Origin of the sequence: Streptomyces sp. NPDC044984 (assembly GCF_040646935.1) — a bacterium.
In the GTDB taxonomy this organism is placed as follows: domain Bacteria; phylum Actinomycetota; class Actinomycetes; order Streptomycetales; family Streptomycetaceae; genus Streptomyces.
In genome coordinates this window covers 210942-231848 of the sequence record NZ_JBEZBE010000009.1, presented here as the reverse complement: position 1 = coordinate 231848, position 20907 = coordinate 210942, and the positions used below count along the sequence as shown (strand labels likewise).

The following is a 20907-nucleotide window of genomic DNA, read 5'->3' as shown; positions in this document are numbered from 1 at the left end:
GAAATCTCGCTCAGCCGAGGCGAGCAAGCCCGTCCGTCACTCCGTGATTTAACCTGTTGTCCGAAGAAATTCTTCGGACATGACCGAAATTACGTCTGGTTCGGTCCGTACCAAAACAGGCAGGCAGATTTGCCAATGCCCGACTGTCAGCGCTTGAGCGAGCAGGTCGCGAGAATCCGGAGGGGCGACGTTAGATGCCATAACCGTAAGGGCTCGAGCCTGCTCAGGAAGGTGGGCAATCGAAAAGGCTACTTCCTTGGCGCGTTCGATCTGCCCGGCAGTAGCGAACGCACGCGCAACCACACCCAATGCCTGGGCTTGCGGAATAGGATAAGCAATTGAACGCGCAATCTCTTCGGCCGCTTCCAGACTCCCCTCCCGGACTCCCGTCTCCGTGATTAGATACAGAGCCCGATCCCTTTTTCGTGATTCAGTGATTGAGTTAGCGAGCTTCTTGGCCTGCTCCCAGCGTCCAGCTCTGGCGGCCGACACGGCAATAGCTGCTAAGGCCTTTTGCTGTTCGGGAGAGGCGGCCATGGAGCAAGCGACCGTTTCAGCCCTATCCAGGTCTCCGTAATCGGCGAGTCGCTGCACGATTTGAGCTGTCACCTGCTGTCGGTAAGTTAGGCTAGGGATCGTTCCAGCCAGGACAACTGCTCGGTCAAGGAGTCCTTTCGCCATATCCTCTTCTTCGCCGCTCTGGACAAGGGTCTCTCCAAGGGAGACGTAGGCCTTGGCGCGCAGTGGAATATTTTCAATCAAGGAGATGTATTCCTGCGCCCCATTGATGTCACCGCTCGCTGCGACCGCACATGAAATTGCCAACATCGCCTTAAACTGGCGGTAGGGCTCGTCAATTGTGAGTGCCTTTTCCTTGGCGGTGGAAAAATCTCCAGTACTTACTGGCCCCCATACTTCTTCTGGACAATCGAGTTGCTTCGGTGTGCCTGGTGCAGGGCTGCCGTCGCTCTGACGTTGCGTTTCTCGAATCCTGGTGAGCTTTGAGAAGGCAGTCAGCTCCTTCGTCTGTCTAGCTGGGTCTTGAATCAAGCTGACGACTCTTCTCGCACCTGCGAGATCGCCAGCAGTGGCTGCTACCGATGCAATGATCGAAAGCGTCTTATCTCGTTGAGATTCGTCAGTCATCGAGGTGGCCAGCGTGATTGCTCGCTCCAGATCACCACTTCGTGCTATAGCCTCTGCGACAACGGTCAACGTCCTCTCCCGTTGGGGTAGTGCAGATATTGCTGCAGCGATTCTTTCCGCGCGATCGACGTCTCCTGCCGCAGCAACAGCCTGAGAGAGTGCAGCCAGGCCTTTCACGGATTGAGACGGACTGCTGATCTTCCGGGCAGATTGCTCGGTCTCGCTGGCAATATCGATGGCTTCGCGCACGCAGCCAGCCGACGCCAGGCCAGATGCAAGGCCAGCAAGCGCCTTAACTCGCCGACTTGGGCTGTTTACCTCTCGGACGAGTCGTCTTGCGCGTGCTGCGTCTCCGACTGTTGCTGTCACACGGGCAATAACTGTTAGTGCATCATCTCGGTCGGAGGGTTTGGTAATCTTGTTAACTAGGCGCTCGGCAGATCGGAGTATCTCGGTGGCCGTGTCAGTTCGCCTGATATCACTAGCTCCCAGAGCTACAGAAACGAGTGTCCACACCTGGCGACTCGGGTTGCGAATTGCACGAGCCGTTGACTCAGCAATGGTGATGGTCTTGATCGCCTTACGACGTGCACCATTTGCATGTTCTGCTCGAGCCACAGCGGAAAGGGCTTGGGCCCGCTCAGAACGGCTTCTGATGGAGTGGGCAACTCGGCGGCTGACTGTGATGTCACCTGAGCTGGCTGACTCTGTCGCCACGGCCATCAATGCTAGGGCGCGCTCAGACCAAGCGGGAATATCCTGTGCAATTCTGCTAGCGCGGCTTACATTCCCTACGCAGGCTACGGCGCGTGCAATTGACGCTAGCACCTGACCTTGACGAGGTATATCGGTCAACGCGCTAGCCATGGTTTCAGCGTCATTGATCAGAATGCGAGCTCGACGCGACTCCCCGGCTTTGGCGGCTGCACGTGCTACCACCGCGACTGCCTGTGCCCGATCGTAGTCATCGGCTACATCATCTACGGCTTGTTCAGCCTGAATGGTGATCTTTGTGGCCTTTGATAGATCCCCTGAGTCAGCCACTTCTCGCGCTACTGCAGCTAGCGCTTGCACCCGGCGAAACGGCACGGTGATCGATCGGGCCAATGCCTCGGCGCGGTCTGAGTATCCGATTTTTGCCCAAACGCCTGGTAGATTCGCCGGCATGTTGTCGTTCCGTGAAGACAGTCGCACTCGATGAATCGAAAGCCTGCTCATGGCGGACAGATCCGGCTCATCCTGACTCGCGATTACCTCCTGAGTTGTTGTGATCTCTGCAAGTGCACTAGTGTCTCCGCCGATTAGATCAAGCATTCGATCGTGGCGATGGGGATCTGTCGCGCAAGCCAGCATGCGTTGTTGGTCGCCTACAGCGCGCAGAAGTTTGAAATACCCTCGAAGCAGATATTCTGGGGTCTCTGGAGGCCATTGCCGGCGGCTGTAATCATCCGCCCAAGAGTATAGAGTCTGTCGATATGCTTCCAAGCGCCGCGCTCCGAGGAAGGAAGCTGCTTGTTGCTGAAGCTCCTCATGACCAAGCATGTAGACTGCGTCAGATCGCAAGCGGCCGGCCCGTGACATGAAAGTACGGCCGGATACGGCGCTCAGGTAATCTTCGATTTCCCAGGTGGACAGCCCAGTCAGCTCGGCCAGGTCTGTCGCAGTGAGTCCACCCCCAGCAGCTGTCAGGAGCCCTAGTAAATCCAATTCTGTTTGATTACCTCGCAAAAGTCTTTTGAGCTCGCGTTCTGCATCCTGGCGGACTACTTCAGCATGTGCAGAAACCGTGAGGGAACGGATTGCCACACGTTGCCGTAGTGGATGATCGTCGGGTACGTCCGCAGGGATCGGCGGATGAGGCCGACTAGCCACGATGACGCGCATATCGGCGGGCAAGTGTGAGGGTAGGAGCGCAGCAATGCTATGCGCGTCGGGGCCGACCGTGACTCCCTGGTCTTCGTCAAGTCCATCAACGACCAGGACCAACCGCTCGCCTCTTTGTCGACAAATCTCTGCTGCCCGCTCCAGCGACCCAAGCAGGTGTGCCTCTCGAGTGGCATCACTGAGCAATGGAGGCATCGGTTCACCGACTATTTCAAGAAACTGTTCTAGCACCACGTCGGAAAACGCGATGCGGTCAGCTTGCCCAGCCAGTCGGGCAGTAATAAAGAAAGATACTATACGAACATTGGCTGGTGGATTTAGGACGAAAGACGACAGCAAAGCTGACTTGCCAGCCCACGCTTTTGCTCTCCACCACAAGTAAGGTTCGGATTCAAAGGAAGTGCAGAACTCAGCTAGGTGATTGAGCTCCTCTTCTCGACCTACCAATTCGTCGGGGGCAATTCGGCGCACCTGCGAAATGTAGTTGGAGCGCACCGGTGGTTCGGATAGCTCCGCCACCTGGACTGAGTTGTCGATTCCGTCCGATGATCTCTTCGGAGGTGCGGAGAAGTGGGATGTGCTGCTTGTGGTGGGTGGCGTTAGAGGGAACCCTGCAAGGTCGCGCCGGAGTGTTGACTCATCTTTGGTTGCTGCGGCAGGAGCATAACGCCCTACTAGCTCGCAGAGCCGGCTAAAAAGTCGATCGGCAGTCGCGTTTGTTCTGTCTGCTGTTACCTGTCTCAGTCGAGCGATTGCTTGGGTGCGATCAGTCTCGTCATTTCCTTCTAGTCGTAACTCTCGAAGATATAGAGATTTCAGTAGCTGCCAGGTAAGGGCACCTGTAGGACCGACGTGATCATCCAGATCGGCGACCTTTATGGCGGCAGCGATGACCTTGTCAAAATGCCGCAACCGCTCTCGGACGTCCCGGTTCGTGCGTCCTGGGCGTGAAACCTCGGCGCGGAATTGCCTCTCAGTGAGTACATCCCTCGCGATTGAAGCAAGCTCTCTTATTTGTCGCACATGGGGATTGGGGCTTGCAGTACTAAGGGCGAGTCTCCATGCTCCTGATTCGACGTCTGTAGCGTTCTGGCGCAACAGGCGGAGATAAGAGCCCATAAGGTGCACCGTTGAAGTATCGCTCGTTGTAAACGATGGGTCACGTCGCACGCCTATTGACACCCTGCGCTCTTTCCCATCGCTTGAGCTCCCCGTCACGACAATGTCGTCGACTGGACTAAAAGAACTCGCTTGAAAAGCGATTTGCAGTGGTGTGATGTCGTCGCCTAGCTCAGTTAAGGGATCACCCGTGAGGAGCTGGCTCAGGAGGACCGCGCCATAACGATGCTCAAGGACTGTGCCGCCTCCGCCCGTGGAATATGGGCTTGCCGGTTTCGGTTGTTTGCTGGCCTGTGAACCGTTCCGCACAGACCCATGTTACGGCTCAAGGCGTGACAGTTGTATGGTCGTGCACGATCCAGTCCGCGCTGAACGGGCCATACCAGAGTGATAGGGCGCCGAAGCCGGTTTGGCCGGTGGCCTGCTCTGTGGCGTCGAGCATCATCAGGGGCAGCCATGCGCCAACTCAGTCATGAGATACGCACCCTCTGGCTTTAGGCGGCTGACCGCTGTGACCGCGGCGCGGGCGCCGGCCGGGCTGGAGCGGGGCGGAGACAGGAGTGCAGGCCCGGCCGGGGGCCGGGCCGCGCGCGGTGAGCGGAGCGAGCCGCCTTGAACCAGTAGAGAAAGTTGTAACTCAGTCGGCGATGGGTGGAGAGGAGGAAGGGGCTTGGGAGCTGAGGCCGGTTACGGAACGCAGGTCGAAGTGCTTGGGGGCCTGCTGGAGGCTTTCGGTGATGCGGCCGTGGTTCTCTCCTACAAGGAGGACAGGACATTTGCCGCACTGAGTCTGAACCGCTTCGGCGCCGTGGGGTCCTGTCGACTGGACTGGCGAGGTGCTGAAGTGTTGCGGAGATCCCCGGCGTTCGACGGTGGGGAGCTCCGGAAGATGCTGTGTGAGTTGGCAGGACCGGATGAACTGGTTGTTCTGTTCTGGGGGAACCTCATGGTGCCTTCGGTCGCTGTGGAGGCTGGTCTGGTGGCAGCGCATGCCGATGTGGTTCTGGCGGACTGCTATGAGTGCTGGGTCTACCTTGTCGACAGTGGAGTGTTGATCGAGTTCCAGGACGGTGAGGGGTTCACAGTCGGCCGGGTGCCTCAGTGACGTCATCGGTAGGACTCGCCAGCCGCCGATGAGGAGAGCCCTGCGCAGGCCGGTGATCCTTCCTCTCGGTGGGCGAGGGGCAGGAAGAGCACGGGGTGGACCGTCCAGGTGATGCGGACGTCGGCATGGGTGATGGTCACAGTGCAGGGCTCGGAGCGCATCAGGGCTCTGCGGGTCTCGGCGCGCTCTTCGTACAGCCACGTCCACGCTTCGTCCGACGCGTCGGAGTCGAGCGCCGGTGAGATGGTGCGGAGAGCGATGGCTACCCAGCGGTCTGCCTGGGGTGCCGAGTACGCGTCGAACGATGCAAGGCGCGCCGGCCCTCCTGTGCCGGTGACTTGCTCGGTCCAGCATTCGCACCAGTAGCCGCGGGTGGGCCCGTTCATGGGGTCGCTCCCGCCGGGTAGGCCAGCAACACGTAGCGGGTGCTCTCGTCGTAGAGAGTGAGCTGGTAACCCATGCCGCTGGTCAGGTAGGCGAGGGCTCGTTCGTGTTCGGCCTCGTCCGTCAGCCAGTGCAGGCCCGGCTGTGCGTATGCGGCGTCGAGCTGATCGGTGATGTGCTGCGTGCGCTCGCGTAACCAGCGCAGTGCCAGGCGTGGGCTCGTGGCGTCGTGTGATCCCAAGGGGATGGAACAGACCTCGTTCAACGGATAGGCGGCGGCTCGGCATCGGTAGGGGAGGGGCCGGCTGCCTGTGCTCAGCGCTGCGGGAGGAGCGGACGTCAGCACGGGTGCCCTCCTGCTGGCCTGGCATCGGTGAAGAGTTCCGCGGTGATCGTGTGGCCGCCGTGGCTGCCGTGGACGACGACCCGGTGAGCGAGTGCGCTGACCATGCCCAGGCCCCGGCCGTGCTCCGCCTCCTGGTCCTGGTGCTCGACCTTCGGCGCCGTGCCGGTGCTTCCGTCGTCCGTGACGGACAGGGCGATCACTTGCGAGGAGACCGCGAGCGCCAGATGGAAGCTGCCTGATGCCTGGCCGCTGGCCGTGTGGAGGATCGCGTTCGCGCTCAGCTCGCTGACGATCAGCTCGGCGTCCTCGGCCAACGGCGAACCTCGCAGGATGTCGCGGGTCCAGCGGCGGGCCCTGCTGACCTCTTCCGGGAATCCTGGGCAACTGAGCCCCCAGACCCGTGCGCTACTCGTATACTCGTGCATACAAGTTCCTTCGTGCTGGTAGGCCGCCATGTGCAGCGGGTTCGGGCTAGACGAGTTTCACGCCGTCGTGGGCGCGGACGGCCGGCGGGGACGCCGCGTCGAGTGCGTCAAGCACGCGGATCGCGTACGCCTCGTCGGCGAGTTCGATGACTTCTTCGCGGGTGGCCCAGCGCAACGCGTGGGTCTCGTCCCCCGTGGTGGGAGTGCCGTCGGCCGCCTGGCAGCGGAAGACGAGGGAGACGATCAGGCCCGTCATGTTCTTGTAGACGCCGGTCAGGGTTGCGGGAAGCTCGATCTTGATGCCGGTCTCTTCGAGGACTTCGCGCTGGAGGGCTTCGGGGATGGTCTCCTCGCGTTCGAGGACTCCGCCCGGGGGTTCCCAGTGGCCGTTGTCGCGGCGCTTGATCAGGAGGGCCCGGCCTTGGTCATCGACGATGACCCCGGCGACGCTCACGGAGTGCGGGCGTTCTGTGCTCACGTTCCTCGGCCCTCTCGGCTGACTAGGCTCTCCACCGTAGCAACAAGACTCGCCCACTCGTCTAGATACCTAAAGGAGTACGCATGGCGTCTCTACCGAGCATTCTCGGCGGCCTCGACCCGACCAGTGATCGCGCGGTCTTCCGGCAGATCGCCGACCAGCTGCGTGAGGCCATTGACCGTGGGCGATTCAAGGAAGGGGAGAAGCTGCCTTCCGAGGCCGAATTGGTCGAGCACTACGGAGTTTCCCGGATGACGGTCCGGAACTCCTTCTCGATCCTCCAGGGCGAGGGCCTGGTGCACGCCGAGCATGGCCGGGGTGTCTTCGTACGGCCCCGGCCTCCGGTGCGCCGCCTCGCCTCCGACCGGTTCGCCCGGCGCCATCGCGAGCAGGGGAAGTCAGCGTTCATCGTGGAGGCCGACGCTGCCGGCAGTCACCCCACCGTGGACAGTCTGGAGGTGAAGGAGGAGAAGGCCGGCCAGGACGTCTCCACCCGGCTCGGTTCCGTGCGGCGCGTGCTCGCCCGGCGTCGCCGGTACCTGCTCGACGGCCGGCCGGTCGAGTTCGCCACGTCCTACCTTCCGCTCGACATCGCCCGCGGGACGCAGATCGCCGAGCCCAACCCGGGCCCCGGCGGCATCTACGCCCGTCTCGAGGAACTGGGTCACCAGCTCGACCACTTCGAGGAGGAGATCCGGGCCCGGATGCCTTCGCCGTCCGAGGTGAAGACGCTGCAACTGGCCTCCGGTGTGCCGGTGATCCATCTGATTCGTACCGCCTTCGACATTGCGGGGCGGGCCGTGGAGGTCTGCGACACGGTGATGGCGGCGGACGCGTACGTCCTCTCCTACCAGCTTCCGGCGACCTGATCGGCGGTGCGCGAGGCCACTTCCCGGACTCGTACACACCGGCATGCATACTCGTATAGACGAGTGGGCAAGTTGTGTGGCAAGGTGATCCCGTTCCCGGCGTCGTCGGGTTCGAAGAATGCATCTTGTCTAGACGAGTAGATGGGAAGAAACCTTGCGCACCATCCGTGTGGAGACCTCGGCCGCGACGATCCTGCTGACCGAGGCGCCCGAGCCCAAGGTCCGCGACCGGCAGTCGGGCGAGATCGCGAAGGACGCCGTCAGCGGTGAGGCGCTGATGACGATCGGCGTCGTGTACATCGAGGAGGGGGAGTCGTCCCTGATCAAGGTGACCGTTCCGGAGAGCGGGGTGTCGGAAGGGCTCGCCCTCGGTGCCCCGGTCTCCCTGCCGGGCCTGGTCGCCCGGCCGTGGGAGAGCGTGTTCAACGGCCAGCAGCGGCACGGCATCGCCTTCCGGGCCGCCGCCGTCACTCCGGCCGCCTTCCCGGCCGCCGTGGGGGCGTCGGCCTGATGACCGACCTGGCAACGCTTCTGGAGGTGGGTGGTCCCGTCGCCGCGCTCGGCGGTGGGGCCGCCTACGCCCGGGCGCGACACCCGGGCGTCTACTGGTCCACGGTCGGCTTACCGGTGTCCATGGTCCGGCTGCTCGGCTCCTACGGCTCCGTCATGGAGGCGTGCGGGCTGACCGTGGCCCCCTCCCGGCTGCGGGTCCTGGCGGTCAAGGCCACCACTCGCCGTGAGGTCCATCCCGTACCGCCGCGCCGGGGGATCATCCGGCCGACCACGACGGGGCTGCGGGTCCGCCTGCGGCTCGCCCCGGGGCAGGAACCCGCCGACGTGGCCGCCTCCGCCGAACGACTGCGGCACGCCTGGGGCGTCCACGCCGTCTACGTGACCACGGTCAAGCCGGGCGTGGTCGAACTGCGGCTTGTCGGCTTCGATGTGCTGCGGCGGGTGCGTATGCCGCGCAAGCTCCGTCCGGATCTGCTCCGGGTGCCGGTTGCGCTGCGCGAGGATGCCACTCCGTTCGTGCGCGACTACCGCACCGTTCCGCACCAACTCACCCTCGGTGCCACGCTGTCCGGCAAGTCCATGTACCTGCGTCACCTCGTCGCCAGCCTCGCCCGCCAGCCCGTCGCCCTGGTCGGCATCGACTGCAAGCGGGGCGTGGAACTGGCGCCCTTCGCCCCGCGCCTGTCGGCACTTGCCACCGACCCGGAGCAAGCCGCCGAACTGCTACCCGCGCTGATCAGGGAAATGGAGGATCGGTACGACCTGATCAAGGCCCGGCAGGGCATCGCGCCGAGCACGCCGGACGAGGAGATCACCTCCGACATCTGGGGCCTGCCCGAGCACGAACGCCCGGTGCCCGTCGTGCTGTTCGTCGACGAGGTGGCCGAACTCTTCCTCGTCGCCACGAAGAAGGACGAGGAACGCCGGGACGAGATGGTCACCCAGCTCATCCGGCTCGCCCAGCTCGGCCGGGCCGCCGGCATCTACCTGGAGGTCTGCGGACAGCGCTTCGGCGCCGAACTGGGCAAGGGCGCGACCATGCTGCGGGCCCAGTTGACCGGCCGCGTCTGCCACCGCGTCAACGACGAAGCCTCCGCCAAGATGGCGCTCGGCGACATCGCCCCCGAAGCGGTCTCCGCCGCCTGCGCCATCGCCCCTGAACGGCCCGGCCTCGCCGTGGCCGGTGACACCTCCGGCGGCTGGTCCCGCATCCGCACGCCGTACCTCTCCCTCGGCGACGCCGCCGAGATCTGCCGCGAGTCGGCCCACCTGGTCCCCGACCTGCCCGCGCTCAAGCCCTTCCGGCCCGACGTGCCCGTAGGTCCGCCCGTCGAGACACCGGGCCCGGTCGTGCGGCCCCGCCCGGTGACCGACTGACCCGCGTCCGCGCTCACCCCCGGTCGGCGTGACCGCCTCACGCCATGTCCCTACCCCTCCCATGCCCGAACCCGGAAGGAGCCGCAGCATGCGCGCCCACCTGGCCCGTGTCGACGCGGTGCTCGTCCAAGCGGTCATCGCCGCCGCGCTGTCCTTCGCCCACCTGCACGACGTCGCCTCGGCGGCCGGACAGGACGGGTGGAAGGCGTGGGCCTATCCCGTCTCGGTCGACCTGCTGCTCGTCGCCGCCTGGCGCCGACTGCGGTCCGGCGAGGCGAAAGCGGCCGGGTGGTGCTGGTTCCTGATCGCCCTCGCCGCGTCCCTGGGCGCGAACGTCGCCACCGCCGGACTGCTCGACCTGGACCATGTGCCGGCCTGGCTCCGCATCCTCGTCGCGGGCTGGCCCGCGGTCGCCTTCCTCGGCGGAACCCTCCTCGTCCACTCGTCACCGACCACGCACAACGAGACCAGTAACGCCGTGGACCAGGAGACGCCCGAGGACATCGAGGACCAGGAGGACGCGCCCGATCCCGCACCGGAACCCCCGGCGCCTCCGGCAGTCGAGCCGGCACCGGCTCCGGCTCAGCCGCCGGTCACGGTCCCGGCCGCCCTGGTCGAGCACGCCCGCAAAGTCGCCGCCGAGCACCACGCCCGCACCGGAACGGCCATCGACACCCCGACCCAGCGCGCCCGCCTCGGCGTCCCACCGCCCATGGCCGACGCCATCGCCGCCCAGCTCACCTGACCGACAAAGGAGAACCATGCCTCTCTGCTTCAACACGGCCGCCGACTACCTCGAAGCGGCCCGCGAGATGGCCGTAAGCGGTCGGTCGGCGCTCGCTCGGCTCCTCGCCGAAGAAGCCGCCGACCGCACGTCGGACCCCGGGGAAGCCGCCCGGATCCTGCGCGAGTTCCCCGGCCCCAGCCTGCGACAGGAGAACTGACCATGCCCGCACCGAAGCGTTTCCGCAACGTCAGCCGCATCGGCCCCGTCCAGGTCGGCACGTCCTACGACGGGCGCGGCCGAGAGAAGCACACCGCCGCCTGCACGGCCCCGCGCTGCGGCTTCTCCGCCGACTACGACAGCCGCGCCGCCGCCGAGCTGGCCGCCCGTACCCACCGCTGCCCCGTCCGCTGAAAGGACCCGTACACCGTGACCGTCAGCCTGCCGCTCGTCGTCCTCCTCGGCTTCTTCGCCTGGGGAGCGGTCAAGTTCCTCGGCGTCCGCACCTGGATCGTCGTCCTGATCGCCCTCTTCGGCTTCTGGCTCTCGGACACCTTCATGGTTCCCGCCATCGAGTCCGGCACGCGCTCCGGCGTGGACATCGTCAACGGCTCACACGACTAGACGAGTAGATAAGGAGAGTTCCGCCGTGTTCCTGCCCAAATACCCCGACAGTCCGACACTGCCGCCCGCGCACCCCCACACTGTGGCCGACCAGGCTCCCGCTCGGAGGTCGGTCCCTCAGATCTCCGTCAGCACCGGAGCGGTCGCGGCCGTCCTCGTCGGCGGCGTCGTGCTGACCGCGCTCCTGGCCGCCGTCGCCGTCACGGCCGTCTCCGTGGCCGTCGCCGCCGTGGTCCTGCGCTCGCTGCTCCGCGACCAGCACCGCCGCTGACGCACCGGACCCCCGGGGCGGCCTCGATACCGCCAAGCATCCGCCGCCCCGGGGGCCGTCTCCCTCCAGCCGAACCAGAAGGAGAAAGCCATCATCACCCGCGCCACTCCGCCCCCGCTCCACGAACTCGGCGAACTGGCCGCCCTCGGCACCATGCCCGCACTCCTGCGCCAACTCGCCGGCCTCGGCGGCTGCACGCACCCGATCCGCCTCGATGGCCACCGCACTGAGTACGCCGTCGACACCCGCACCGGCGAGATCGGCACCGTCCTCCACCACCTCGACTCCGCCGGCCTCCCGGCCGGTCACCTCCTGGTCCGCTGCAACAACCGCCGCACCACCCGGTGCGCGGCCTGCGCCGAGGTGTACCGCCGCGACACCTTCCACCTGATCACCTCCGGACTGCGCGGCGGCAAGGGCGTCCCCGAACGCGTCGCCGCCCACCCGCGCGTCTTCGCCACCTTCACCGCCCCCGGCTTCGGCCCGGTCCACAACCGCCCCACCGGCCCGGCCGGCTCGGTCCGCCGCTGCCGCTGCGGCGCGCTCCACGACCAGGACGACCCCGCCCTCGGCACCCCGCTCGACCCGGACACCTACGACTACGAAGCGGCCGTCCTCTGGAACGCGCACGCCGGTCCGCTGTGGCGGCGCTTCTCCATCTACCTGCGCCGGGAAGTCGCCAAGCGCGCCGGACTCACACAGCGGGCCTTCCGCGAGCACGCCCGGGTGTCCTTCGCCAAGGTCGCCGAGTACCAGAAGCGCGGAGCCGTCCACTTTCACGCCGTCATCCGCATCGACGGCCCCGAGGGCGGCGACACCCCGCCTCCCGCCTGGGCCACCGCCGAGCTGCTGACCGACGCCATCCGGGCCGCCGCCACCGCCGCCCGCGTGGACGGCCCGGTCATCGACGGCCGGGCCCACACCTTCGCCTTCGGCCGTCAGCTCGACGTGCGCACCATCCGCTCGGCCGACTTCGACGGCGGCCAGGAACTGACCGAGCGGGCCGTCGCCGCGTACATCGCCAAGTACGCCACCAAGGGCGCCGAGACGGCGACGGGAGCTCTCGACCGGCCGCTGAGGTTCCTCGCCGAACTCGCCCAGCTCGACATCAGCGACCACGCCCGCCGGCTCATCCGCACCGCCTGGACTCTCGGCGCGCGTAAGGATCTCGAACACCTCCGCCTGCGGGCCTGGGCCCACATGCTCGGCTTCCGCGGCCACTTCTCCACCAAGTCCCGCCGCTACTCCACCACCCTCGGCGCCCTCCGCGACGCCCGCGCCGACTGGCGCCGCGCACAGGCCCTGACAGCGGCCGAGACCGACCCGGACACGACCCTCGTCCTCGCGCACTGGGTCTACGCCGGGACCGGCCTCACCGACGCCGAAGCCTGGCTCGCCGAAACCCTCGAACCCGCTCCCGGAACGGAAGGAGAACCCACCCATGGCTGACCGCTACCTGACCGTGGCGCAGGTGGCCGAACTCCTCGGCACCACGGAACGTTTCCCGCGCCGCCTGATCGCCGAGCGGCGCATCGTGTTCGTCAAGGTCGGCCGTCACGTCCGCATCCCGGAGAGCGCACTGAACGCCTTCATCGACGCCAACACGGTGCAGCCGATCGGCGACCGCCGTAGCTCCCTGCGGAGGGCTGCCTGATGGCCAACAAGAAGGGGAGGCGCCGGGACTTCGGCTCGGTCCGACAGCTTCCGTCCGGTCGTTGGCAGGTCCGCTACCGGGACCCGGAGACGGGGCAGCTGCGCCCGGCGGAGAAGACGTACGCGACTAAGACCGATGCCCAAGTTGCCCTGACGCACATCGAGTCGGACATCGCGCGCGGACAGTGGTCGGACCCGGACGCCGGAGCGGTGAACTTCGAGGAGTACGCCACCGCGTGGCTGCGGGACCGAAAGCTCGCCGACCGCACCCGTGAGCGGAACGAGTCGGTGATGCGGCTGCACATCCTGCCCACCTTCGGAACCGGGAGCGTGGCCGACGTGACGACGGCCCGGGTGCGAAGCTGGCGCGGCAAACTCCTCGCGGCCGGCGTCGGTGAGCCGTCGGTGGTCAAGGCGTACCAGCTGCTGCGCGCCCTGATGAACACGGCCGTGGACGACGAGCTGATCCGGCGCAATCCGTGCCGCATCAAGGGCGCGGACCGCTACGACGTGCCCGAGCGGCCGGTCCTCACGGTGGCGGAGGTCTTCGCCGTCGCCGACTCCATCGCGTCGCGCTTCCGGCTGCTCGTGCTCCTGGCGGCCTTCACCACCCTGCGGTTCGGGGAGCTGGCGGCCCTGCGGCGCCGGGACATCGACCTGGAGGGGCTGACCGTCACCGTGCGCCGTGCTCAGGCCGAGCTGCAGGACGGCCGGCTCTTCGACAAGGCGCCGAAATCCGCGGCCGGGGTGCGCTCCGTCTCCTTCCCCGCCGAACTGCTCGACGCGGTCACGCACCACCTGGAGCACTTCGCCGCTCCCGGCCGCGACGGACACGTCTTCGTCGGGCCGCAGGGCGGGCAGCTGCGGCGCAGCAACTTCCGAGACGACTGGGTCGAGGCCCGGAAGGCCGCGGGCGTCACGGCCGAGCTGCACTTCCACGACCTGCGGCACACGGGCAACACGCTGGCCTCGACGGCCGGGGCCAGCACGCGGGAGCTGATGACGCGGATGGGGCACAGCAGCTCCCGGGCCGCGTTGATCTACCAGCACATGACCAGCGACCGGGACCGGGCCATCGCCGACCGGCTCGGGGCCATGATCCGCGACGGCGGGGGAGGGGCCTCGGGGTAGAGGATGCGGCATCCGCGTGGCATTAGTGGCACGTGTGTGGCACGACCCCGGACACGACGAAGGGCCAACCCGGGAGGAAACCCCTCCTGAGCTGGCCCTTCTCGCTGTGCCCCCGGCAGGATTCGAACCTGCGACACCCGCTTTAGGAGAGCGGTGCTCTATCCCCTGAGCTACGAAGGCGGGGCCTGATCGTGAGACGGTGCCGGGCGGGTGTCTCTGTCAAGCCCTGAGCGCCTTGGGCCGGCGGTTGTGGTGCCTGCCAGGGCGCTCGATCCACAGGGTACCGGATCGGTGCTGCGGCGGGTGCTGGTGTGGGGGAAGGCGGGCCGGCCGGAGCGGCGCGGCCGGGTGGGGGCGGGGTGTTCGACCTCGTCGGCGTGCCCGCCGACTCGCGCCGGCCTCCCGTACCGCCGGGCGGTGCGTGGCTTCCGTCAGGCCTCGCCGAACAGCACCCAGAGTGCCATCAGGGTCAGGAATCCGGTCACCGCCAGTGCGGGGACCCCGAGGATCGCGGCGACCGTCCCCCATCGGGTCCGTCCCCTGGGCACCTCCGTCGTCCCGGGCTTCGGGGCGGCCGGCTGCGTCTCCGTCATGAAGCTCCCCTGTCGATGCGTGACTGTCGTACGGAGCATCTCAGTTGGAGCCGGTCCGGGGGCGCGGTCCGGTGATTGTCACCGGTCGTGTCGGGCCGTGTCGGATCGGGGCGGGTCGCGTCCTCTCCAGTGTCGGGGCGTCGGCGTCTAGGGGCCCGGCTTCCTCCGTGCCGGGGATCAGCCCGGTGACGTACGGGTCACCCGCACCCGGTACTCCTCCGCCTCCGCTGCCGTCACCGTCACCCGGACGCCCGCCCGGCGGTCCGCGAAGGTCTCGCCCGGTGCGAACGTCGCGTCCGAGAGCTCCGCGTGGACGTTGGGGGAGCGGGTGCAGCCGCCGCTGTCGCGGCGGGAGTCGTGGACGGTGACCGGGCCCATGCCGGTGTCCACGTTCGCGTCGACGCGGTAGACGAGGACGCCGGGGCGGCACACCGCCTCGTCGTTGCCGGCGCGGGTGCGCAGTTCGACGGCGTAGCCGGAGTGGCCGTTCAGGGGGATGAAGACGAGTTTCGGGCCGCCTGTCAGGGCGAGGGGGGTGAGGACGTACTCCCGCGTGCCCGGGGCCGCCGCGCAGCCGACCTGGGACGCGTCCAGCCAGCCCAGCTTCCACTTGTGCCAGGCGAGGAAGTCGTTGTTGGCGCCCCAGTCCTCGCTCATGATGTCCCAGTGGCCGACCGCGCCGCCGCCCTCGGCGGTGTAGAGGTCGGGCAGGCCGAAGACGTGGCCGTTCTCGTGCGGCAGCACGCGGTAGCCGGTGCGGTCGTAGGAGCCGGAGCCGTCGTCCTGGCGGGAGTAGACGAAGGACGCGTTGGCGACGGGGACGCCGTCCGCGCTCGGGGCCTCCTTGTTGCCGGCGAAGGTCACGGACAGGACCGTGTCGAGGGCGGCGGGGCCCGCGTTGGGGCTCACCAGCACGTTCAGCAGGTCGTACGACTGGAAGTCCACCTCGGGATCGGCCTCGGCCACGATGTCGCGGACCAGTTCGCGGTAACCGGGGTCGAAGGGGGCGCCGCGCTCTATGCCGTACGCGCGGAACGACTTGGGCATCCGGATCCAGTCGGGGACGGGGAGTTCGGGGCGGTAGTCGAGGCGGCCGTAGGAGCTGGTGGCGAACCACTGGCGGGTCTGGGGGAAGAACTCGCGGTAGCGGTCGAGGGCGTCGCCCTCGCCGGGCGCGTCGGAGAAGTCGATCATCAGGGTGAGGGCGCGGACGGTGCCGGTGGAGCGGGTGTAGCCGGGAGCCGTGGGGATGCCCTCGGACATCTGGGTCTCCCGGTCCGCGGTGATCGTGCAGGGGCCGTGCGCGGAGAGGGGGGACAGGGCGCTGGGGCCGGCACCGGCGGGGGAGGTGGCGGGGGAGAGGCGGCCGTTGCCGGCCGAGGTGCTGACCGCGAGGGTCAGGGCGGTCACCGATGCCAGGGCGGCCAGCCGGCGCGGAGATATCCGGCGTCGGCTCGGCTGCGGCTGCATGCGGGGACCTCCGCTCCACACGGCAGCCGCCGGTCTCCGGCTGCACCCTTGTGATCACCCTGCGTCGCCGGGTGTGCGGGCGCCTGCTGGGAAGTCCGATCGTGGGGCGGGCCGTAAGGCCCGAGTGGTGTGAGGCGGGTCACAGGAAAAGAGTCCGGGGGCGGGAAATAACCGGGGATCGTTTCCCCGTTTGAACCTGTGTCCGTGCGAAACGGGGATTCACTCCCCGGATTGCCGGGAGATGACGACAAGGCGAAGCCGCAACGACCTAGGAGTGCACCGTGCAGACCGCCACCCCCGTGCCGCGCAAGGCGCCCCGGCCCCGCGCCGACGCCCTGCGCAACCGGGAGCGGATCGTCACCGCCGCCCGGGAGATGTTCGTCGAGTTCGGGCCCGATGTGCCGCTCGACGACGTCGCCCGCCGGGCCGGCGTCGGCAACGCCACGGTGTACCGCAACTTCCCCGACCGCGACGCGCTGGTGCGCGAGGTCGTCTGCTCCGTGATGGACCGTACGGTGCGGGCGGCCGAGCAGGCGCTCAGCGAGAGCGGGGACGCCTTCGAGGCACTGGAGCGCTTCGCGCACACGGCCGCAGACGAGCGGATCAGCGCGCTGTGCCCGATGGTCTCCAGCACCTTCGACCAGCACCACCCCGACCTGGAGGACGCACGCCGGCGCGCCGAGAGCCTCGTCGCGCAGTTGATGGACCGCGCCAAGGCGGCCGGTCAGCTCCGCGCCGACGTGGAGTACGGCGATCTGATGGTGGGCGTCGCCCAGCTGAGCCGGCCCCCGGCCGGTACCGGCTGCGTCAGCGCCGACCGTTTCGTCCACCGCCATCTGCAGCTGTTCCTGGACGGGATGCGGGCCCCGGCCCCGACCGTTCTGCCGGGTACGGCAGTGACCGTGGAGGATCTGCGCTGCTGAGCGATCTCTGACGCGAGCAGGATTCCCGTACAGCGGCCGTCCCCGGGGCGAGTCGTTCCCTGACGACACCGATTTTTCATTACATCTTTCTTAATTTCCGTCACACACTTCCGAAGTGGGTACCCCCATGTCTCAGACAGCCTCGGCGGCCGGAAAGGCCCTGAGCGTCCCCGACGCCAACCGCTGGAAAGCGCTCGTCTTCATCGCGCTCGCCCAGCTGATGGTGGTCCTCGACGCCACCATCGTGAACATCGCCCTGCCCTCCGCCCAGCAGGACCTGGGCATCTCGGACGGCAACCGCCAGTGGGTGGTCACCGCCTACGCCCTCGCCTTCGGCGGACTGCTGCTGTTCGGCGGCCGGATAGCCGACCTGTGGGGACGCAAGCGGGCCTTCGTGCTCGGCCTGGCCGGGTTCGCCGTGGCCTCCGCGCTCGGCGGCGCGGCCACCAACGAGGCCATGATGTTCGGCGCCCGCGCCCTCCAGGGTGTCTTCGGCGCGCTGCTCGCGCCCGCCGCGCTGTCCCTGCTCGCGGTGATGTTCACCGACGGCAAGGAGCGCGCCAAGGCGTTCGGCATCTACGGCGCGATCGCCGGTGGCGGCGGTGCCGTGGGTCTGATCCTCGGCGGTTTCCTCACCGAGTACATGGACTGGCGCTGGACGTTCTTCGTGAACATCCCGTTCGCCGTGGTCGCCGCGGCCGGCGCGTACTTCGTCATCCGTGAGCCGGAGGGCGGCCGCAACCGCTCGCCGCTGGACATCCCCGGTGTGGTGCTGTCGACCGTGGGTCTGGTCGCGCTGGTCTACGGCTTCACCCGCGCGGAGTCCGAGGGCTGGAGCGACTCGCTGACGATCGGCATGTTCGTCGCCTCCGCCGTGCTGCTCGCCGCCTTCGTGGCCGTCGAGGCCAAGGTCAAGGCGCCGCTGCTGCCGCTGCGCGTGGTCACCGAGCGCAACCGTGGCGGGGTCTACCTCTCGCTGGGCCTGGCGATCATCGCGATGTTCGGCCTGTTCCTCTTCCTGACGTACTACCTGCAGGTCGTGAAGGGGTACTCGCCGGTCAAGACCGGCTTCGCCTTCCTGCCGATGATCGCGGGCATGATCACGGGCTCCACCCAGATCGGCACCCGGCTGATGACCCGGGTCGCGCCCCGGCTGCTGATGGGCCCCGGCTTCCTGGTCGCCGCGCTCGGCATGCTCTTCCTGACCCAGCTGGAGATCGACACCTCGTACGCGGGCGTCCTGCTGCCCGGCATGCTGCTGCTCGGTCTCGGCATGGGTACGGCGTTCATGCCGGCCATGTCGCTGTCCACGATGGGCGTCGAGCCGCGTGACTCCGGTGTCGCCTCCGCGATGGTCAACACCTCGCAGCAGGTGGGCGGCGCCATCGGCACGGCCCTGCTGAACACGATCGCGGCCTCGGCCACCACGTCCTACGTCACCGACCACATCGGCGGCGCCACGAGCCCGCCCCAGCAGCAGCTGGTCCAGCTCCAGGGGCAGGTGCAGGGCTACACCAGCGCGATCTGGTTCGCGGTCGGGATCCTGGTGGCGGCCGCGGCCATCGCCCTGGTCCTGATCAACGCCGGCAAGCCGGGCGGCACCGCGGTCGCCGGGTCCGCCGACGAGGCCGTCGGGGACGAGCTGGCGGTGCCGGTGGCCATGCACTGACGGCCACCCGCCGATCCCTCACTCCGTAGGGGAGAGGTCCTCACTCCGCACGGAAGAGGTCCTCACTTCATACGGAAGAGGTCCTCACCACCCGTACGGAAGAGGAGGGGACGCCTCCTCCGTACGGTTCCCCGGACCTGCCCCGGCTCCCGCCCGTCAGCGGAGCCAGGGCAGGTCCGCGCCCGCTCCGCTCGGCTGAAGTCCCTCGGCGACGATCCGCATGATCTCGCCGAGGGACTTCTGCTGCTCGGGGGTGAGCCGGTCGAAGACCGCCTGGCGTACGGCGTCCACGTGGCCGGGCGCGTGCCGGCGCAGCACCTCCAGGCCCTCGTCCGTCAGCACGGCGAACTGGCCCCGCTTGTCGGAGGGGCAGTCCTCGCGGCGTACCCAGCCGCTCTTCTCCAGGCGCGCGACGGCGTGCGAGAGGCGGGAGCGGGTGATCTTCGCGGACATCGCCAGTTCCGTCATCCGCAGCCGGCGGCGCGGGGACTCGGCGAGCTTGACCAGCAGGCCGTAGTAGACGTGCGGCATTCCCGCGTCGCGCTGGAGCTGGCGGTCGAGGTGGTCTTCCAGGAGGGTGGCGGCCTCGATGTACGAGCGCCAGACGCGCTGCTCCTCGTCGGTGAGCCAGCGGGGTTCCTCGGCGGATGCCGATGATGCTGCGGGTGCCGTGTTCATGTACTCCACTGTACGGCCGCTCTTCTTGAAGGTTAAACAAAATCGGCGTACAGTCGATGCTGGAAGTTGAGAGTTCAAGCAATGCTGGAAGCCCGCCGAAGGGAGCCGCCGTCATGACCGCCGCCACCCAGGAACGCATGCCCGCGCTCTACCTCAGCCACGGCGCCCCGCCCCTGGCCGACGACCCCGTCTGGCCCGGCGAACTGGCCGCCTGGTCGGCCGGGCTGCCCCGCCCGAAGGCGATCCTGGTCGTCTCCGCCCACTGGGAGGAGGCCCCGCTCGCCCTCGGCGCCACCGAGACCGTCCCCCTGGTCCACGACTTCTGGGGCTTCCCCGAGCACTACTACCGGGTCACCTACGGCGCCCCCGGCGCCCCCGCGCTCGCCGACTCGGTGCGGGGGCTGCTGCGCGCCCCCGGCACGCCCGTCCAGGACGTCCCCGACCGGGGCCTGGACCACGGGGCCTACGTCCCGCTGGTCGAGATGTACCCCGAGGCCGACATCCCGGTGCTCCAGGTCTCCATGCCCACCCTGGACCCGGTGCGGCTGATGGAGATCGGGCGCAGGCTCGCGCCGCTGCGCGACGAGGGCGTGCTGATCGTCGGCTCCGGGTTCTTCACCCACAACCTCGCCGCACTCCGGCAGGGCGGCATCCCCGCCTGGTCGGCGGAGTTCGACGCCTGGGGCCGGGAGGCCCTGGAGTCGGGCGACGTGGACGCACTGCTCGACTTCACCCGCAAGTCCCCGGCCGGCCTGCTCGCCCACCCGCGCACCGAACACTTCGCCCCGCTCTTCGTGACCATGGGTGCCGCGGACGCCGCCGGGGAACTCGGGGAACAGAAGTCCGTGATCGACGGGTTCTGGCTGGGGCTGGCCAAGCGGTCGGTGCAGTTCGGCTGACCCCTCCGGCGGCTACAGGGGCTTCTCGTACCAGGCCTCGTCCCACCAGCGGCTACAGGGGCTTCTCGTACCAGGCCACGTCCCACCAGCGGCCGAACTTCCGGCCCACCTCCCGGTACGTGCCGACGTGCCGGAAGCCGAAACGCTCGTGCAGCCGCGTCGAGGCGTCGTTCGGCTGGGCGACGCCGGCGTAGGCGCGGTGCAGGTCCTCGTCCGCCAGGGCCTCGAAGAGGGCCTTGTAGAGGAGGGTGCCGATGCCGCGCCGGCCGGAGTCCGGGGCGACGTAGACCGTCGTCTCCACCGAGGTCGCGTAGGCGGGCTTGGGGCGGAAGGGGCTGGAGGTGGCGTACCCCAGGATTCCCCGCGAACCGGCACCCGTGGCAACCATCAGGCGGTGCGGGCCGTCTACCGGGTGGGAGAGCAGCCAGGGGCGGCGCTCCTCCGGAGTGAAGGGGGCCGTGTCGAATGTGATCGCCGTCTCACGTACGTAGTGGTTGTACAGGTCGGTGAGGGCCGTCAGATCGCCCTCCGTGCCCGGTCTGACCTGGACCTCTTCATGCTCCGACGGCATCGCGCCTCCCCGCGTGGGCCGACAGGGTACTGCATGATCAGAAAATTCGGGGGAC

24 protein-coding genes and 1 tRNA gene are annotated in these 20907 nt (G+C 67.7%); 15 read left to right on the top strand and 10 right to left on the bottom strand.

Annotated features, from left to right (window positions below):
- Window positions 1–48: 48 nt before the first annotated feature.
- Complete coding sequence (locus AB0A94_RS13105) at window positions 49–4149, bottom strand: hypothetical protein (RefSeq protein WP_361743180.1); 4101 nt, start codon at window positions 4147–4149, stop codon at window positions 49–51.
- A 670-nt stretch (window positions 4150–4819) separates the two neighbouring features.
- On the opposite strand from AB0A94_RS13105, the gene AB0A94_RS13100 reads away from it, so the two are divergent.
- Window positions 4820–5254, top strand: a complete 435-nt coding sequence (locus AB0A94_RS13100) for a hypothetical protein (protein WP_361743177.1) — start codon at window positions 4820–4822, stop codon at window positions 5252–5254.
- A gap of 2 nt (window positions 5255–5256) precedes the next feature.
- Here AB0A94_RS13100 and AB0A94_RS13095 read toward each other — a convergent pair whose 3' ends face one another.
- The 4 genes from AB0A94_RS13095 to AB0A94_RS13080 all read right to left on the bottom strand — a co-directional run bounded on the left by AB0A94_RS13095 (window position 5257) and on the right by AB0A94_RS13080 (window position 6863).
- A complete protein-coding gene (locus tag AB0A94_RS13095) occupies window positions 5257–5640 on the bottom strand; it encodes a hypothetical protein (protein WP_361743174.1) in 384 nt (127 codons plus the stop codon).
- Window positions 5637–5879 carry a hypothetical protein gene (locus AB0A94_RS13090; protein ID WP_361743171.1) on the bottom strand — a complete coding sequence of 81 codons (243 nt, stop codon included), beginning with the start codon at window positions 5877–5879 and terminating at the stop codon, window positions 5637–5639. The genes AB0A94_RS13095 and AB0A94_RS13090 overlap by 4 nt, the downstream gene beginning before the upstream one ends.
- Window positions 5880–5977: 98 nt before the next feature.
- On the bottom strand, window positions 5978–6409 hold the full coding sequence (locus AB0A94_RS13085; protein ID WP_361743168.1) for an ATP-binding protein: 432 nt from the start codon (window positions 6407–6409) through the stop codon (window positions 5978–5980).
- A 46-nt stretch (window positions 6410–6455) separates the two neighbouring features.
- The gene (locus AB0A94_RS13080; RefSeq protein ID WP_086739627.1) at window positions 6456–6863 is read right to left on the bottom strand and encodes an NUDIX hydrolase; all 408 of its coding nucleotides are present in this window, start codon (window positions 6861–6863) and stop codon (window positions 6456–6458) included.
- Between the two features lie 107 nt (window positions 6864–6970).
- Between AB0A94_RS13080 and AB0A94_RS13075 the strand changes: the two genes are divergently transcribed.
- From AB0A94_RS13075 to AB0A94_RS13025, 11 genes are all read left to right on the top strand, one after another.
- Window positions 6971–7756: a GntR family transcriptional regulator gene (locus AB0A94_RS13075; RefSeq protein ID WP_361743165.1), complete on the top strand. Its 786-nt coding sequence runs from the start codon at window positions 6971–6973 to the stop codon at window positions 7754–7756.
- Between the two features lie 154 nt (window positions 7757–7910).
- On the top strand, window positions 7911–8267 hold the full coding sequence (locus tag AB0A94_RS13070; RefSeq protein WP_004986804.1) for a hypothetical protein: 357 nt from the start codon (window positions 7911–7913) through the stop codon (window positions 8265–8267).
- Entirely contained in the window at window positions 8267–9646 is a 1380-nt protein-coding gene (locus tag AB0A94_RS13065; RefSeq protein WP_361743162.1) for an FtsK/SpoIIIE domain-containing protein, read from the top strand. The genes AB0A94_RS13070 and AB0A94_RS13065 overlap by 1 nt, the downstream gene beginning before the upstream one ends.
- An 88-nt stretch (window positions 9647–9734) precedes the next feature.
- On the top strand, window positions 9735–10391 hold the full coding sequence (locus tag AB0A94_RS13060) for a DUF2637 domain-containing protein (protein ID WP_361743159.1): 657 nt from the start codon (window positions 9735–9737) through the stop codon (window positions 10389–10391).
- Window positions 10392–10407: 16 nt separating this feature from the next.
- The gene (locus tag AB0A94_RS13055) at window positions 10408–10590 is read left to right on the top strand and encodes a hypothetical protein (protein ID WP_361743156.1); all 183 of its coding nucleotides are present in this window, start codon (window positions 10408–10410) and stop codon (window positions 10588–10590) included.
- Between the two features lie 2 nt (window positions 10591–10592).
- Window positions 10593–10784 (top strand): mobile element transfer protein, encoded by a 192-nt coding sequence (locus AB0A94_RS13050; protein WP_085478225.1) that lies wholly within the window; start codon window positions 10593–10595, stop codon window positions 10782–10784.
- A gap of 15 nt (window positions 10785–10799) precedes the next feature.
- The gene (locus AB0A94_RS13045; RefSeq protein ID WP_361743153.1) at window positions 10800–10994 is read left to right on the top strand and encodes a hypothetical protein; all 195 of its coding nucleotides are present in this window, start codon (window positions 10800–10802) and stop codon (window positions 10992–10994) included.
- Window positions 10995–11019: 25 nt separating this feature from the next.
- On the top strand, window positions 11020–11265 hold the full coding sequence (locus AB0A94_RS13040) for a SpdD protein (RefSeq protein WP_361743150.1): 246 nt from the start codon (window positions 11020–11022) through the stop codon (window positions 11263–11265).
- A gap of 153 nt (window positions 11266–11418) precedes the next feature.
- Complete coding sequence (locus AB0A94_RS13035; RefSeq protein ID WP_361743147.1) at window positions 11419–12714, top strand: replication initiator; 1296 nt, start codon at window positions 11419–11421, stop codon at window positions 12712–12714.
- Window positions 12707–12919, top strand: coding sequence for a helix-turn-helix domain-containing protein (locus AB0A94_RS13030; protein ID WP_037640101.1), 213 nt, complete (start codon window positions 12707–12709; stop codon window positions 12917–12919). The genes AB0A94_RS13035 and AB0A94_RS13030 overlap by 8 nt, the downstream gene beginning before the upstream one ends.
- The gene (locus AB0A94_RS13025) at window positions 12919–14049 is read left to right on the top strand and encodes a tyrosine-type recombinase/integrase (RefSeq protein ID WP_361743144.1); all 1131 of its coding nucleotides are present in this window, start codon (window positions 12919–12921) and stop codon (window positions 14047–14049) included. The genes AB0A94_RS13030 and AB0A94_RS13025 overlap by 1 nt, the downstream gene beginning before the upstream one ends.
- A gap of 107 nt (window positions 14050–14156) precedes the next feature.
- Here the strand turns inward: AB0A94_RS13025 and AB0A94_RS13020 are convergent.
- The 3 genes from AB0A94_RS13020 to AB0A94_RS13010 all read right to left on the bottom strand — a co-directional run bounded on the left by AB0A94_RS13020 (window position 14157) and on the right by AB0A94_RS13010 (window position 16112).
- Window positions 14157–14229, bottom strand: a tRNA-Arg gene (locus AB0A94_RS13020).
- Window positions 14230–14480: 251 nt separating this feature from the next.
- A complete protein-coding gene (locus AB0A94_RS13015) occupies window positions 14481–14642 on the bottom strand; it encodes a hypothetical protein (protein WP_361743141.1) in 162 nt (53 codons plus the stop codon).
- A gap of 177 nt (window positions 14643–14819) precedes the next feature.
- The gene (locus tag AB0A94_RS13010) at window positions 14820–16112 is read right to left on the bottom strand and encodes a M6 family metalloprotease domain-containing protein (protein ID WP_361743138.1); all 1293 of its coding nucleotides are present in this window, start codon (window positions 16110–16112) and stop codon (window positions 14820–14822) included.
- A gap of 281 nt (window positions 16113–16393) precedes the next feature.
- On the opposite strand from AB0A94_RS13010, the gene AB0A94_RS13005 reads away from it, so the two are divergent.
- Window positions 16394–17035, top strand: a complete 642-nt coding sequence (locus tag AB0A94_RS13005; RefSeq protein ID WP_361743135.1) for a TetR/AcrR family transcriptional regulator — start codon at window positions 16394–16396, stop codon at window positions 17033–17035.
- 127 nt (window positions 17036–17162) lie between these two features.
- Entirely contained in the window at window positions 17163–18704 is a 1542-nt protein-coding gene (locus tag AB0A94_RS13000; protein WP_361743132.1) for an MFS transporter, read from the top strand.
- A gap of 156 nt (window positions 18705–18860) precedes the next feature.
- On the opposite strand, the gene AB0A94_RS12995 is transcribed toward AB0A94_RS13000, so the two are convergent.
- Window positions 18861–19382: a MarR family transcriptional regulator gene (locus AB0A94_RS12995; RefSeq protein ID WP_361743129.1), complete on the bottom strand. Its 522-nt coding sequence runs from the start codon at window positions 19380–19382 to the stop codon at window positions 18861–18863.
- A 137-nt stretch (window positions 19383–19519) separates the two neighbouring features.
- Here AB0A94_RS12995 and AB0A94_RS12990 point away from each other — a divergent pair, with 137 nt between their 5' ends.
- A complete protein-coding gene (locus AB0A94_RS12990; protein WP_361743240.1) occupies window positions 19520–20281 on the top strand; it encodes a class III extradiol ring-cleavage dioxygenase in 762 nt (253 codons plus the stop codon).
- 52 nt (window positions 20282–20333) lie between these two features.
- Here AB0A94_RS12990 and AB0A94_RS12985 read toward each other — a convergent pair whose 3' ends face one another.
- Window positions 20334–20852 (bottom strand): N-acetyltransferase family protein, encoded by a 519-nt coding sequence (locus tag AB0A94_RS12985; protein WP_361743127.1) that lies wholly within the window; start codon window positions 20850–20852, stop codon window positions 20334–20336.
- Between the last annotated feature and the right edge of the window lie 55 nt (window positions 20853–20907).